Source organism: Saccharothrix violaceirubra, assembly GCF_014203755.1.
Taxonomy (GTDB): domain Bacteria; phylum Actinomycetota; class Actinomycetes; order Mycobacteriales; family Pseudonocardiaceae; genus Actinosynnema; species Actinosynnema violaceirubrum.
The window spans coordinates 2357239-2372493 of the sequence record NZ_JACHJS010000001.1 but is presented as its reverse complement, the minus strand read 5'-3'; the positions used below and the strand labels follow the sequence as shown (position 1 = coordinate 2372493).

Genomic DNA, 15255 nt, shown 5'->3' with positions numbered 1-15255 from the left:
CCCATGCGCGACAAGATCTGGTGACCAGCCGACCGGACCACCCCGGGACCGAGCGTCGGGCCGCACCGGCCCGACGCTCCACCCCACCCGCGCGAGTTATACGTTCGGACACCACGAGTTGTACGTTCAGACACCGCGAAATGTGCGTTCGGGCACCCTGAAACCCGCGTTCGGGCTTCCGCCACCGGTCAGGCCGCCGGCACCGACACCCGCGACCAGGCGAGCGTCACCAACGCCGCCAGCACCGCACCGACCACACCGGACACCGCGATCGCCGTCCCCGCCGACCCGGTCGCCGTCGCCAGCAGCCCGCCGCCGGCCACGCCGACGCCCTGGGCCGCGACCAGCCCGCTGCGCGCGAATCCCAACGCCTGGCCGCGTTGTTCGTCCGGCACGAGCCGCACGAACGTCGCCCCCGCCGTCACCTGGTAGGCGCTGAACACCCCGCTGAGCGCCAGCAACGCCACCGCGCCCGCCAACGGCGGCGCCAGCAGGTACCCGGCCAGCGGCAACGCCGTCGCCACCGCCAGCAACCCCAGCAACCGCACCCGCCGGTCGGTCGGCAGGAACCGCAGCAGCACGGTCCCCAGCACCATGCCCGCCGGGTCGGCCGCGAGCAGCAGGCCCACGCCCTCGACACCGATCCCGGACTCGGCCGAGAACGGCGCCGCCAGCCCTTCGGGCACCACCGTGAACAACGCCAGCCAGCCCAACGTGACCAGCAGCCGCAACCGCCGGTCGCGCCACACCAGCGCCGCGCCCTCGCGGATGCGCACGTGGGTCCGCTTCACCACGCCCGACACCGGCCGGTGGACCAACCCCAGCCGCAGCACCAAAGCCGACACCGCGAACGTGGCCGCGTCCACGGCCAACGCGCCCGACGTGCCCAGCCACGCCACCACCAGGCCACCGCCGACGAACCCCAGCAGCAGCCCGGACTGGTGGGTGATCAGGTGCACCGACTGCCCGGCCTCGTACCGGTCGCCCAGCACCGTCGGCAGCAACGCCCCCTGCGCGGCCGAGAACGGCGCCTCGGCCAGCTGCGCCACCACGAGCAACGCCGCGACCAACGACAGGGGCACGCCGGGCACGGCCATCACGCCCAGCAGCACCGCGCGCAACGCGTCCGACACGACCATGACGGTCCGCCGCGGGAACCGGTCGGCCAGCCCGGACAGCAGCACGCCGGACACCAACGCGGGCAGCATCGTCAGCGCGTACGTCAACGCGGTCCACGCCGCCGAACCGGTCCGCTCGAACACCAGGACCGACAGCGCGACCCTGGCCAATTGATCACCGATGGTCGACAGCGCCGCCGCCGACCACAACACCCGGAACTCGGGCACCGCGAACGCCGCCCGGAAACCCGTGCCCAATGCTCCTCCGCCGAAAAGTGCCGTCGACCGGGGGCGTCACGGTACAAGCAGCGGCACGGCACGCGCCGGGTATCCACCGATCCCGGGCGCGGCGGAAATTCACACCTTGCCGAGCACCGCCGCGACGACCTCCGGCGGCGCCGACTCGGGCGACCCCGCGTCGTAGGGCGGTTCCGGGTCGTACTCGATGGCCAACTGCGACGCCATCGCGACCCGATCGCCCCAGATCAGGCCGACGAGCGTCAACGCCATGTCGATGCCCGCCGACACCCCGGCGGCGGTGATCACGTCGCCGTCGCGCACGACGCGTTCGGACCGCACTTCGGCGCCCAGCCGGCCCAACAACTCCCGCACCGCCCAGTGCGTGGTCGCCGGCCGTCCGGTGAGGACACCCGCGTCCGCGAGCAACGTCGACCCCGTGCACACCGACGTCGTCCACGTCGCCTTCGGGTGCACCTCCCGCAGCCACCGCGCCACCACACCGGCCGCGAGCACGCCCTCGTAGTCGCTCGATCCCGGCACGACGATCACGTCGGCCCGGTCGAGTGCGGCGAACGTCGTCGTCGGCACGATCACCAGCCCCGCGTCGGTCACGACGGGTTCCGTCGTCTCCGCGACGAAGTGCGCGGTCACGCCAGGCTGGTGCGCGAGCACCTCGTACGGCCCGACCAGGTCCAACGCGGTCATCCGCGGGTAGAGCACGAATGCCAGGTCCACTCGATCCCCCTCATGGCTAGGCCGCACCCGTGGTGCGGAACCGGTCCCGGTACCCGCCCGGCGTGATGCCGAGCACCCGGAGGAACGCGCGGCGCTGCGTCTCGGCCGACCCGAAACCGCACCGGCGGGCGACCGCGTCGAGCCCGGCGTCGCCGGACTCCAGCAGCGTGGCCGCCGCCTCGACGCGGACGCGTTCGACGTAGCGCGCGGGCGACAGGCCGACCCGGTCCGGGAAGACCCCGCGCGAAGTGGCGCGGGCTCATCGCGGCCAGCCGGGCCATGCCGTCCACGGTCCACGACCGGGTCGGGTCGGCGGCGACCTCGTCGAGCACGGCCCGCAACCCGCCGTCGCGCACCGCGGGCACGTCCGACCGCACGCTGAACTGCGACTGGCCGCCCGGACGCCGGAGGAACACCACCATCCACCGGGCGATCAGCCGGGCCAACGCCGCGTCGTGGTCGCTCTCGACCAGCGCGAGCGCCAGGTCGATGCCCGCGGTCACCCCGGCCGAGGTGGCGGTCCGGCCGTCGCGCACGAAGATCGCGTCCGGCACCACCTCCACCGCCGGGTACTCGGCGGCCAGCCGGGCGCAGTAGGCCCAGTGCGTCGTCGCCCGCGCGCCGTCGAGCAACCCGGCCGCCGCGAGCACGAACGTGCCCGTGCACACCGACGCCACCCGCCGCGCGCCCCGCGCCATCCGGGTCAGGTGACCCAGCAGTTCCGGGTCCCGCGCCGCCGCCCAACACCCCTGCCCGCCGACGACGAGCACCGTGTCCACCGGCCCGACCACGTCCCGCAGGTCCTCGACCCGCAGCCGTACTCCGGACGCGGTGAACCCGCCGCCCACGGCCGCCGTCCGCACCCGGTAGCCACCCCGCACCCGGCGGGCGCCCTCGAACACGTCCAGGGGCCCGGCCAGGTCCGTGAGCACGGCGTCCTCGTAGCCGACGACCAGCACCTCGCGTTCCACGACCTCCACCCTCCGACCCGGCCGCGCCGGCGGCAACGACACGCCACCCTCGATTACTGCCAGACCCGGCCCTCGCCCGGATCCGACATCCCCCCAGCCCCGTATCCGCGAGCATGCGTCCACAGCCGTAGAGCCACGACCGACGATCCACAGCGGACGCACCGACAAGCCGCCGAAGGATCGGCAGTCCACGACCGTACGCACCCGCCGCCGTCCCACACCGCCCGGCGGCCAGGCCGATCGGACCCGGCGCGACACGACAGCCCCACGACCGGACGGCGCGACGACCGCCCGCCACCGGCTCACACCTACGCCGGACAGCCCGGCGGGCGGAACCCGATGCCGGCCGGGACGGTGGTGAACCGGGCTCGGGACTCGGGACTCGGGACTCGGGACTCGGGACTCGGGACTCGGGACGAGCGTGCGCCAGTCGAGGGGCATGGCGAAGCCGGTGTCGTAGCCGACGGCCGGGTGCGTTCGGGTGCGGACATGTCCGGCACAGGCCGATCCGGTCCGACCGCGGCAGCGCCGGCCTCGGCGCTGCCCACCACGCCGGATTCGACCTCGGTGAAGTCCGGCTTCCTCTGCCACCGGGTCGAAACCTGGTCCGGACCACCGGGCCGGGCGGCACTCCGTCACCTGCCCTCGGACCCCACGTCCTCCGACCGCACGTCCTCAAGCCCTCGCGCTGTCGGTCCCTGTGCTCGGCTCTCCGTGCTCGGCTCTCCGTGCTCGGACCACCACCGGTCGGTGTCCACTTCCCGTCGCCGGAGGACGCCGCCGCGGCCGGCCGCACATCGCCGTCGAGCACGCCGACCCGCACGCCGACCCGCACGCCGACCGCGCTGACGAACAGGACCCGCCACGCGGGTCCGGTCTCACACGGCGGGCGGGCGGTCCTCGTACGGTGTGGACAGCACGACGGTGGTGCGCGTGGACACGTTCGCCGCCTCCCGGATCTGTCTGAGCAACTCCTCCAGACCCGTCGGCGAGGCCACCCGGACGCGCAGGACGTACGAGGCGTCCCCCGCGACCGAGTAGCACGCCTCGATCTGCGGCAGGTGCTCCAGCCGCTTCGGGTAGTCGTCCGGAGCCGCCGGGTCGATCGGGGTCAGCGAGATGAACGCGGTCAGCGGCAACCCGATCTCGTCGCCGTCCAGCCGCGCGGCGTAGCCCTTGACCACGCCGCGCTGCTCCAGCCGGCGCACCCGCTGGTGCACCGCCGACACGCTCAACCCCACCCGTTCGGCGAGATCGGTGAAACTGCACCGGCCGTCGGCGGCCAGCTCGCGCAGGATCGCCCGGTCCGTCGGCTCCAGGTTCGTCACGCCGGCAGCACCACCAGGTCGTGCGGCCGGTTGTTGAACGACTCCACGCCGTCCTCGGTCGCCACCACGATGTCCTCGATCCGCGCGCCCCACCGGCCCGGCAGGTAGATGCCCGGCTCGACGCTGAACGCCATGCCCGGCTCGATCGGCAGGTCGTTGCCGCCCATGATGTAGGGCTCCTCGTGCACGTCCAGACCGATGCCGTGACCCGTGCGGTGGATGAAGTACTCCCCGAACCCGGCCTCGGTGATGATCCGCCGGGCCACCGCGTCGACCTCGGCACACGTGACACCCGGCCGCACCGCCTCGACGGCCGCCCGCTGCGCGGCCTCCAGCACCGCGTACGTCTCGCGCACGTCCTCGAACTCGGGCTCGCCCAACACGTACGTGCGCGTCGAGTCGGAGTTGTAGCCCGCCAGCGGCCCGCCGATGTCCACGACCACCACGTCACCGGCCCGGATCACCCGGTCGGACACGCTGTGGTGCGGCGACGCGCCGTTCGGCCCGGAGCCGACGATCACGAACTCGGCCAGCTCGTGGCCCTCCGCCACGATCGCCGCCGCGATGTCCGCACCCACCTCGGCCTCGGTCCGCCCGACCTTGAGCCACTCGCCCACGCGGGCGTGCACGCGGTCGATCGCCGCGCCCGCGTCCCGCAACGCCGCCACCTCGACCGCGTCCTTGCGCATCCGCAGCTCGCGCAGCACCGGACCGGCCAGCACCTGGTCGCCGCCGACGGCCTCCCGCAGCCGCAGGTTGTGCAACGCGGGCATCATGTCCGCGACCGCCACGCGGTCCGTCCGCTTCAACGCCTTGCGCACCAACGCGTACGGGTCCTCGCCGTCGACCCACGGCGCGAACTCGACGCCCAACTCGCCCACCGGCACGGCCGCGTAGCCGGGCTGCTCGAGCTTGGGCAGCACCAGCACGGGCGTGCCCCCCACCGGCAGCACGAGGCACGTGAGCCGCTCGAACGACGACCCGCCGATCCCGAGCAGGTAGCGCAGGTCGGAACCGGGCGAGATCAGCAAGGCGTCCACTCCGGCTTCGGCGGCCGCGGCGGTGGCCCGGCCCAGGCGAGCACGGAGTGCTTCCACGTCAATGGGTCCAACATGGGTCGACATGTCCGCGAAGCGTAGTCGCGAGTCCGGCGGTCGGACACCACGCGGCCCGGACCTGTGGACAACCGGCACCCCTGTGGACAAACTCGGCCTCCGGACCGGTCGAGACTGCCCGAACGCACAACTCGCGGTGTCCGAACGCACAACTCGCGGTGCCTGAACGCATAACTCGCGGTGCCCGGGCGAGTGTTCCGGGGTGCCTGAGCGGCGGACTCGCGGACGGGATCTGGCAAGCTCTCCGGGGTGAGTGGTCCACTCGTCCTGATGGACGCCGCCAGCCTCTACTTCCGGGCGTTCTACGCGCTGCCCGACTCGATGACCGCGCCCGACGGCACACCGGTCAACGCCGTGCGCGGCTTCCTCGACACCATCACCAAGGTGGTCGCCGACCGGCACGCGTCCCGGGTCGTCGCCTGCCTCGACGCCGACTGGCGCCCGGAGTTCCGCGTCGCCGCGCTCCCCTCCTACAAGGCCCACCGCGTCGCCGCGGACCAGGACGGCGAGGAGGACGTGCCGGACACCCTCACCCCCCAGGTCCCGATCATCCTCGACGTCCTCGACGCCGTCGGCATCGCCACCGCCGAGGCGGCGGGCTACGAGGCCGACGACGTGATCGGCACGCTCGCGCACCGCGAGCGCACCGACCCGGTCGAGGTCCTCACCGGCGACCGCGACCTGTTCCAGGTCGTCCGCGACGAACCCACCGCCGTCAAGGTCCTCTACCTCGGCCGGGGCTGGGCCAAGGCCGAACTGCTCGGCCCCGCCGAACTCGCCGCCAAGTACGCCCTGCCCACCACCGACACCGGCGCCGCCTACGCCGCGCTCGCCCTCCTGCGCGGCGACCCCTCCGACGGGCTGCCGGGCGTGGCGGGCATCGGCGAGAAGACCGCGGCCAAGCTCATCACCGAGTTCGGCTCGCTCGACGCCCTCCTCGCCGCCGTGCACGACGGCCGCGACCGCAAGCTCACCACCCGTGCCCGCACCGCCCTGATCGAAGCCGAGGACTACCTGGCCAAGGCGCCCACGGTCGTCAACGTCGCCACCGACGCCCCGATCGTCCAGGACCGCCCCGACCAGGTCCCCGCGGCACCCGTCGACCCCGACCGGGTCGCCGACCTCGGCCGGCGCTGGGGCCTGGGCAGCTCACTGCCCAGGCTGCTCAACGCCCTCGAACGGGCCTAGAAGAACGTCCCGCACCACGGCACCTCGGCCGTCGCGAACAACCGGTCGGCACGCGCCGGCGCCGTCGGGTCGACCACCTCGACCCGACGCGCCGCCGCCGCGTCCGCGAACGACAGGTCGCCCAGGTACACCGACCCGAGCCGGTCCACGTCCAGCACCAGCTCCGGCGCGGCCGACGTCCGCTCCACCCCGGACCGGCCCACCACGTACGCGCCGTCGTTCTCCGGCAGGAACGCGTCCCGCACCCCCAGCACCACCGTGTCGTCGACCGGCGCGTACGTCCGCCGCGCCAACGCCTCCGGCACGTCCACCAACCGCAACCAGGTCTCGTCCACCACGTCGACCGTCCGCACCGCGCGCCGGTCGCCCACCAGCCACTCCAACGGCTCGTCCACCGGCCGGTCCGCCGCCGTCACCGTCCGCACCAGGTCCACGCCCAGCACGAACAGCCACAGGTCCACCCACGCCTCGGGCGTGCGCGCCCACAGGTCCGCCACGGTCAACGTCGCCGGCCGGTCCTCGCCGTCGTCGTGCCCGCCGGAGTCCACGACGTACGCGACGTACCCGTCGTCGCCCGACTCCCCCGACCGCACCGCGACCTGTGGCTCCTCGTCCGTGCCCACGACCCGCGCGTAGTTCTGCGCCCACCACCCCGGCCAGCGGCCGATCGTGCCCGGCCGCACCGGCGACACCTGCTCGAAGATCTCGCGCAGCACGTCCGTGCCGTCCGCCGCCGACACGGACCGCACCCGGCCCGTCGGCTTCGGCAACGCCCCCATCCGCAGCCGGTCGATCGTGACCTTCCGGAACCGCGACGCCACGCCGTACCCGTACCGGCCGTAGATCCCCGCCTCCGACGCCCGCAACGTCGCCGCCACGTCACCCCGCTCCCGGAACGACCGCAACTGCACCCGCTGCAACGCCGTCAGCACGCCACGCCGCGTCCAGTCCGCACGCACCCCGACCCGGCTCACCGCCGACATCGGCACCACCGCACCACCGGGCACCGCCAACGACGACGGGAACGACTGCACCGTCCCCACCAACCCGCCGTCCCCGTACGCACCCAACGCCCGGCCGGGCTCGTAGGCGTCACGCAGGAACGCCCACGGGCCGTCGGGCGCCGGACCGCGGTGCAACGTGCGGCGGAACAGGGTGTGCGCGGCGCGGTGGTCGGATTCGTCGTCGAGAACACGGATGTCGTGAGTGGTCACGACCGCATCCTGCCCCGCCGGCCACCGTCGGCGCACACCAAAAACCAGGGCACGAAAAAGGGGTCGCACCGACCGGCGCGACCCCTTCCACCACGACGACTCAGCCGGCCGGCTGACCGACCTCGTACTCGCCGTCCTCGGTCTTGACGGTGATCTTCACCTTCTTCTGCGTGCCGCCGACCTTCACGGTGCACTCGAACGTGGTGTTCGGCTTCACCTCACGGTCGGCCGGGCACGTCGCGCCCTCCACGTCCGACAGCTTGTAGTCGTCCTTCAGGATCTGGACGACACCGTTCTGCACCGAGACGTTGTCGAACACCTTCGTCTTCAGGAAGCCCGGCGTCACGAACCCGGTGATGCCGAACGCGGCCACCACCAACACCACCAGCGCCACGATCACCCACACCACGGCGCCGGACTTCTTGCGCGGCGGCTGCTGCCCGTACCCCTGCTGACCATAGGGATTCTGCTGGCCGTACGGGTTCTGCTGCTGCCCGTACTGGCCCGGCTGCTGACCCCACTGCTGCTGCGCGTTGGGATCGGGCTGCCCGTACGGGTTCTGCTGCTGGTTCGGGTCGTAGCCGCCCGGGAACTGCTGTGGCTGCGGGTACCCCGGCTGCTGCTGACCCCACTGCGCCTGCTGCTGGGCATTGGGGTCGGGCTGCCCGTAGCCGGGCTGCTGAGCGGGGAAACCACCCGACGGAGTGCCGGGGTACCCGCCGGGGTAGGGCTGCTGGCCCCACTGCTGCTGCGGGTCGTTCCCTCCGGACGGTCCGTACGGACTGGTCATGCTCGGCCTCCGACGGTCGGTCTGGACAAATCTGCGTGCAAGGGTTGCGGGCGCGATCAAACCACAGGTCCGCCGACCGCACCCAGCCACCCCGCGAAGCTTTCTCAAACGGTGGCCATGGCCACGACTCCCCGGCGCAACGCCTCGACCGCCTTACGGGCCACCGCGCCCACCGGATCACCGCTCCCGCCCACGTCCCGGATCTGGTCCAGGAAGTCGATCACCTGCCGGCACCAGCGCACGAAATCACCGGCGCCCAACTCCGTGCCGTACTCCTCCGCCGACGACAACACCTTCTCCAACGACTCGCCCCGCGCCCACCGGAACACCGGCCACGCGAAACCCGGATCCGGCTGCCGCGTCCGGTCCAACCGGTGCCGCCGCTCGTCCTCCTCCAACTCGGCCCACAACCGCGCCGTCGCCGTCATCGCGTCCGCCACCCGGCCCGGCGGCAACCGCGACTCCACCGGCCCGTCCCGCCGCGCCTCGTACACCAGCGCCGACACGACCGCCGCCAACTCGGCCGGGTCCAACCCCTGCCACACCCCGTGCCGCAGGCACTCCGCGGCCAACAGGTCCGACTCGCTGTACAACCGCGTCAACCGCAGTCCGTGCTCCGTGACCTCGCCGCCCGGACCCGACTCCGCGGCGTGCAGGTAGCCGCGCTCCCGCAACAGACCCCGGATGCGGTCGAACTCCCGGGCCAACGAGTGCGTCGTCGCCGCGACCTTCCGCTCCAACTGCTCGGTCTCGCCCAGCAACCGGTGGTACCGCTCGCCCCACCGCGCGTGGTCCTCGCGCTTCTCGCACCCATGGCACGGGTGCGCCCGCAACGCCCGCCGCAACGTCGCCAGCTCCGCGTCGTCGTCCGGGTTGGACCGACGCCGCACCGTCCGCGGCGCCACCACCCCCGAATCCCGCACCGCGGACGCCAGATCACGCCGCGACCGGGGCGACCGCACGTCCACCTGACGCGGCAACCGCAACCGCCCCAACACCTCCACCGGCACCGGGAAGTCCGCCGCCGACAACCGACCCGACCACCGGTCCTCGGTCACCACCAACGGCCTGGCCTCGCCCAACGGCGTCAACCCCGGGTCGATCACCACCGCCAACCCCGTCCGCCGGCCCGACGGCACCGCGATCAGGTCGCCCTTGCGCAGCTTCTCCAACGACGACGCCGTCTCCGCCCGCGTCGCCGACGTGTTCTGCCGCGACAACGCCTTCTCGCGGTCCCCGATCCGCCGCCGCAACGACGCGTACTCGGGAAAATCGCCCAGGTGGCACGACATCGCCTCGGCGTACCCGCCCAACGCCTCCCGGTTGCGCTCGATCCGCCGCGCCACGCCCACCACCGAGCGGTCCGCCTGGAACTGCGCGAACGACTGCTCCAACAGGTCCCGCGCCGCCGCCGCGCCCAACCGGTGCACCAGGTTGACCGCCATGTTGTAGCCCGGCCGGAACGACGACCGCAGCGGGTACGTGCGCGTCGACGCCAACCCGCCGACCGCCTTCGGGTCCACGCCCGGCTGCCACAGCACCACGGCGTGACCCTCGACGTCGATCCCCCGCCGCCCGGCCCGACCCGTCAACTGCGTGTACTCGCCCGGCGTGAGGTCGACGTGCGCCTCGCCGTTGTACTTGACCAGCTTCTCCAGCACGACCGTGCGCGCCGGCATGTTGATGCCCAGGGCCAACGTCTCGGTCGCGAACACGACCTTCACCAGACCCCGGACGAACAACTCCTCCACGGTCTCCTTGAACGCCGGCAGCAGACCCGCGTGGTGACTCGCGATACCCCGCTCGAGGGCCTCCCGCCACTCCCAGTAGCCCAACACCATCAGGTCCGCCTGCGGCAGGTCCCGGGTCTTGGACTCGATGACCTCGCGGATCTCCTCCACCTCGTCCGCCGAGTTCAACCGCAGCCCGGAGCGCACGCACTGCGCCACGGCCGCGTCGCACCCCGCCCGGCTGAACACGAAGTCGATCGCCGGCAGCAGCCCCGCCTGGTCCAGCCGCTGCACGATGTCCACCCGCGAAGGCGGCTTGAACCCGGAGCCGCGCGGTGGACGGCCGCCGTTGCGCGGACCCCGACCCCGGCTCCACGGCACGTGGTAGCGCTGGAGGTCGTCGGTGTGCCGCAGCAACTGCGGGTTGATCCGGGTCGACCCGTCCGGCGTCTCGCCCGCGAACAGGTCCAGCAGCCGGTTGCCCGCCAGCATGTGCTGCCACAGCGGCACCGGTCGGTGCTCGTCCACCACCACGGTCGTGTCGCCGCGCACCTCGACCAGCCACTCGCCGAACTCCTCGGCGTTGCTGACCGTCGCGGACAGGCCGACCAGCCGCACGGACTCCGGCAGGTGGAGGATGACCTCCTCCCACACCGGGCCGCGGAACCGGTCCGCCAGGTAGTGGATCTCGTCCATCACCACGTACGCCAGGCTGTCCAGCGTGGACGAGCCCGCGTACAGCATGTTGCGCAGCACCTCGGTGGTCATGACCACGACCGGCGCGCCGCCGTTGACCGACGTGTCGCCGGTCAGCAGGCCGACCTTGTCAGCCCCGTAGCGCGCGACCAGGTCGGTGAACTTCTGGTTCGACAGCGCCTTGATCGGCGTGGTGTAGAAGCACTTGCGTCCCTCCGAAAGAGCCAGGTGGACGGCGAACTCGCCGACGATGGTCTTGCCCGCGCCGGTCGGCGCGCACACGAGCACGCCGTGCCCGTCCGCCAGCGCCTCGCACGCGCGCTGCTGGAACGGGTCGAGTTCGAAGGACAGCACCGAGAGGAACTCGGCGAGGTGGGGCCGGGACTGCCGACGGCGGGCGTCCGAGTAGGCGTCGGCCGGGGACCGCGAAGCGCTTGACACCCTTCCAGGCTGTCACATGGGTACGACAATCGGCGGTCCCATTTGGCCGGGTTCGCGCACCGATTCCCGGCGCCTTGGCTTCCTGATCCGGAAAACCCCAGGTCGAGCTATGTATTCCGTCTACACTGAAGGAATAGAGCCGACTATGCTCAACGCACCCGGCACGCACGTCGTGCCGAGCGGCAGCCGGTGCAGGCGCTCGCCGTCGGCGTAGCCGGTCCAGTCCGGACCCGCCAGGCGCACGGCCGCGGCCCGCAGCGTCCGCACCGCCGGGTGGTCGACGTGCCGGCCCGAGCGCAACGTCGGCAGCACCCGCAGCAGGGTGCGTCGCGGCACGGCCGACACCACGGTCACGTCGAACAGGCCGTCGTCGGCCCGCGCGTCCGGGCACACCGGGATGCCGCCGCCGTAGTGCGCCGTGTTGCCCACCGCGACCGACAACGCCTCCAGCTCCAGGGTCCGGTCCCCCGTCTCCACGACCAGCCGCGCCGGCCGCGGCCGGGCCAGTTCGGCGAGGATCGCCAGGTCGTAGCGGCGCGGACCGGCGGGCCACCGCATCGCGTTGGCCCGCTCGTTGACCGCCGAGTCGAAACCCGCGCACAGGACCGTGGCGAACCACCGGCCGTCGTCGAGGCGGCCGAGGTCGAACGGGCGTCGCGCACCCGCGCGCAGGGCCGTGACCACGTCCTCGACCGACCGCACCCCCAACGTCCGCGCCAGGTCGTCGCCGGTGCCCGCCGGGACCACGGCCAACGCCGTCGCCGTGCCCGCACACGCCTGCACGGCCAGATGCGCGCCACCGTCGCCACCGAGCACCACGAGCACGTCCACGCCTTCGGCGACCACCCGGCGGGCGAGTGCGGCGGTGCCCTCGGCCGACGACGCCACGTGCGGGTCGAGCCGGTCCACGGCGGTGCGCAGCCGGTCCGCGACCGTGCCGGCGAGCCGCCGCGCACGACCGCTGCCGGACGTCGGGCAGACCAGCAGTGCCGCGTGCGTCATGCGTCTCCCCTGATCGGGGGCACACGATACGACAACGGGGCGACACCGACCGGTGCCGCCCCGTCCGTACCGGAACGCTTACGTGGCGTCGTCGTAGCGCACGCGCTCACGCGGCTGCGTGGGCGTGATCGGCGGCTCGGGCTCCTCGATCTGCGTCGGCGTGTAGTCGAACGGCGCGGCCTCGTCGTCGTCGAGGTCGTCGAGCCCCTCGGCCTTGCGCCGCCGGGCCGCGCGCCTGTCGTGCACCCGCGCGACCTGGATGGCCAGCTCGAACAGCAGCGTCAACGCCACCGCCAGCGCCACCATCGAGATCGGGTCGGTGCCCGGCGTCGCGATCGCCGCGAAGATGAACAGCGCGAACACGATGCCGCGCCGCCACTTGGCCAGTTTCTCGTAGCTGACGACGCCGACCTGGTTGAGCATCACCACGATCAGCGGCAGCTCGAAGCTCACGCCGAAGATCAGCAGCAGCGCGAGCACGAAGTCGATGTAGTCGCCGCCGGACAGCGCCGTGAGGAACTGGCTGTCGCCGAACCCGACCAGCACCACCAGGCCCTGCGGCACGATGTAGAACGCCAGGGCCGCGCCGAGCACGAACAGCACGGACGCCGCGCCGACGAAGGTCAGCGCGAACCGCCGCTCCTTGGCGTACAGACCCGGCGCGATGAAGCGCCACACCTGGTAGAGCCACAGGGGCGCGGTGATCGCCATGCCCGCGGCGGCACCGACCTTGAGCTGGATCATGAAGCCCTCGAAGACCTTGGTCTGCAAGAGCTGGCAGGACCCCTGGCTGAACCGGTCGGACTCCGGGATGCCGCAGTACGGCGCGATGACCACGTCGCCGAGGCTGGGCAGGCCGAAGATGTGCCAGCCCCACCAGAAGAACCCGAACACCGCGCCGACCGCGATGATCGCCAGCGCGATCCCGAGCCGGCGGCGCAGTTCGTACAGGTGTTCCTTGAGCGACATGGTGCCGTCGGGGTTGCCCCGACGGCTTGTCAGCTTGCGGCGCTCCCGGCGTTGCGACCACCGGGACGGACTTGTCCCCACCGTGCGGACCGTCCTTGTCTAGTGGCGAGTGGTCAGTGCTGCTTGTTGTGCAGGTTCTGCGCGCTCTGCTCGATGGGCTGCGCGACCTGCGCCTGCGGCACGACCGGGGGCTGCTGGGCGACCTGCGGCTGCGCCGCCGGAAGCTGCTGGACCTGGACCGGCGGATGTGAAGCGGGCTGCGTCTGGTCATCCCCATCACGCAGACCCTTGGTCTCGGCCTTCAGGATCTTCGCCGAGCGGCCGATCGAGCGAGCCATGTCAGGGAGCTTCTTCGCGCCGAACAGCAGGATGAGCACCACCGCAATGATGATCAACTCAGTGGCTCCGGGCATGTTCATTCGTACACCCTCCGCTTCCGTGTCCCCCTGAGCGTACCCGCGACAACGCCATGATCCACCCGAGCTGACATGAACACTGTTCGGCCCATCGTCACGCCGGGTAATCGACGGCAAGCACACCTCCGTCGATTACCCGGCGCCAACCATCTACAGTTCAGCCTGCGAAATTATTGCTCGCCGTCCGCCGACCAATTTTCCGCATTACCCCTCATGGTGTGCTCAACCCAAGGATGACTTGCCCAAAGGCACCCCTTCAACGGAATGCAGTTGTCGACCAAATGACTCTTGCGAGACTTGACTTCCCATGAAGGCGTCGGAGTTACATAGTCACTTTCGACATGGCGCGGGTAAGCGAACGCGCTGACCTCACTGAAATGATGGCTGCGATAGTGGACGCCGAGCACCCGATTGCCGTCCTGACACCAGTCAGCACGGTGATGGAACTTGTAAAAGGTGTTGCCCAAGGCCGTCTTCGCGTGGTGGTACCAGTCGCTAATCCAGCAACCCTGCGCACCGACGAGCTTGGCCCGTTCGGCGTCGAACCTGACACTTCCCCCAGAAGTCGCCTGGTCAGGGTCCTCCACCTGCGCCGCCAAACGCGGATACTTGAGCAGGATGTCCCGATCGCCCGCAGTCAACCGACCCGTTGCAGACAAGCGATCCAGCACAGCCGACGCATCCTGCGCCACGAAGTCGCCGCCAGCGGCGTTGGCAGCGGCAACCGGAATCGAAAGCATGAACGCCATTGCGGCCAGAATGGCGACCATGCGAGATAATAGGCCTAACAGGATTTTCATTTCCACCCCTGAGTTATCGACCATCGGCACAACGGCCCGCACGAAATCGTCCCGGATCACCGTTTCCGACTTGGTCTTGACAAGCCAGGAAGCACTACAGTGAATTTCAATCCCCCTGTGGCGCCCCCCGGCTACCGCTAAGTGGTACAGCACGAAACTATCGATCGGAAACTCACAAGGCAAGACCAGACTTTTTGCCAATTCGAAAGACCGCCCGAATGGCCCACCGCATGAGCCAAGCAGCGCAATACGAGCGCCCTCCCAGAGTAGCGCGTCGCGGGTGGCCGACGAACAGGTGTCAAGAGTTACGGGTCCGACGTTGGGCGAGTGCCACCTTGAGAGCGGCCGACCGCGCGCGAATCAAGCCGATCCGATCCTTCATCCGCGCGGACGTGCGCCCGGCTTGAGACCGCAGGCCACGCAGTCGTGCACGTATTTTGGCCACGATGACCGCGAAGAACACCACTCCGAAAGCCGACAGTGCGGTAGCCAGGTAGTACAC

At 71.4% G+C, this 15255-nt stretch carries 13 protein-coding genes and 1 pseudogene; 1 reads left to right on the top strand and 13 read right to left on the bottom strand.

Features of this window, described 5'->3' with window-relative positions:
* Positions 1-188 precede the first annotated feature (188 nt).
* From F4559_RS11730 to F4559_RS11710, 5 genes and pseudogenes are all read right to left on the bottom strand, one after another.
* Positions 189-1376 (bottom strand): MFS transporter, encoded by a 1188-nt coding sequence (locus F4559_RS11730; RefSeq protein WP_184668356.1) that lies wholly within the window; start codon positions 1374-1376, stop codon positions 189-191.
* A 99-nt stretch (positions 1377-1475) separates the two neighbouring features.
* Positions 1476-2093, bottom strand: coding sequence for a DJ-1/PfpI family protein (locus F4559_RS11725; protein ID WP_184668354.1), 618 nt, complete (start codon positions 2091-2093; stop codon positions 1476-1478).
* Between the two features lie 16 nt (positions 2094-2109).
* A pseudogene (locus F4559_RS36890) lies at positions 2110-3064 on the bottom strand (GlxA family transcriptional regulator).
* An 878-nt stretch (positions 3065-3942) separates the two neighbouring features.
* Entirely contained in the window at positions 3943-4392 is a 450-nt protein-coding gene (locus tag F4559_RS11715) for an Lrp/AsnC family transcriptional regulator (RefSeq protein ID WP_184668352.1), read from the bottom strand.
* Entirely contained in the window at positions 4389-5516 is a 1128-nt protein-coding gene (locus F4559_RS11710) for a M24 family metallopeptidase (RefSeq protein ID WP_184668349.1), read from the bottom strand. The genes F4559_RS11715 and F4559_RS11710 overlap by 4 nt, the downstream gene beginning before the upstream one ends.
* A 240-nt stretch (positions 5517-5756) precedes the next feature.
* Here F4559_RS11710 and F4559_RS11705 point away from each other — a divergent pair, with 240 nt between their 5' ends.
* Entirely contained in the window at positions 5757-6695 is a 939-nt protein-coding gene (locus F4559_RS11705; protein ID WP_184668347.1) for a 5'-3' exonuclease, read from the top strand.
* Here F4559_RS11705 and F4559_RS11700 read toward each other — a convergent pair.
* The 8 genes from F4559_RS11700 to F4559_RS11665 all read right to left on the bottom strand — a co-directional run bounded on the left by F4559_RS11700 (position 6692) and on the right by F4559_RS11665 (position 15255).
* Positions 6692-7909 carry a GNAT family N-acetyltransferase gene (locus F4559_RS11700; protein WP_184668346.1) on the bottom strand — a complete coding sequence of 406 codons (1218 nt, stop codon included), beginning with the start codon at positions 7907-7909 and terminating at the stop codon, positions 6692-6694. The two genes, F4559_RS11705 and F4559_RS11700, sit on opposite strands and share 4 nt — an antisense overlap.
* Positions 7910-8009: 100 nt before the next feature.
* Positions 8010-8699, bottom strand: a complete 690-nt coding sequence (locus F4559_RS11695; RefSeq protein ID WP_184668344.1) for a DUF4333 domain-containing protein — start codon at positions 8697-8699, stop codon at positions 8010-8012.
* 104 nt (positions 8700-8803) lie between these two features.
* Entirely contained in the window at positions 8804-11566 is a 2763-nt protein-coding gene (locus F4559_RS11690) for a DEAD/DEAH box helicase (RefSeq protein ID WP_184668342.1), read from the bottom strand.
* Positions 11567-11686: 120 nt separating this feature from the next.
* Positions 11687-12568 (bottom strand): diacylglycerol/lipid kinase family protein, encoded by an 882-nt coding sequence (locus F4559_RS11685; protein WP_184668340.1) that lies wholly within the window; start codon positions 12566-12568, stop codon positions 11687-11689.
* Between the two features lie 78 nt (positions 12569-12646).
* A complete protein-coding gene (gene tatC / locus F4559_RS11680; RefSeq protein ID WP_376774633.1) occupies positions 12647-13618 on the bottom strand; it encodes a twin-arginine translocase subunit TatC in 972 nt (323 codons plus the stop codon).
* 32 nt (positions 13619-13650) lie between these two features.
* A complete protein-coding gene (gene tatA, locus F4559_RS11675; RefSeq protein WP_246445153.1) occupies positions 13651-13956 on the bottom strand; it encodes a Sec-independent protein translocase subunit TatA in 306 nt (101 codons plus the stop codon).
* Positions 13957-14123: 167 nt separating this feature from the next.
* Entirely contained in the window at positions 14124-14906 is a 783-nt protein-coding gene (locus F4559_RS11670) for a hypothetical protein (protein ID WP_184668338.1), read from the bottom strand.
* A gap of 145 nt (positions 14907-15051) precedes the next feature.
* Positions 15052-15255 carry a bacteriophage holin gene (locus F4559_RS11665; RefSeq protein WP_184668335.1) on the bottom strand — a complete coding sequence of 68 codons (204 nt, stop codon included), beginning with the start codon at positions 15253-15255 and terminating at the stop codon, positions 15052-15054.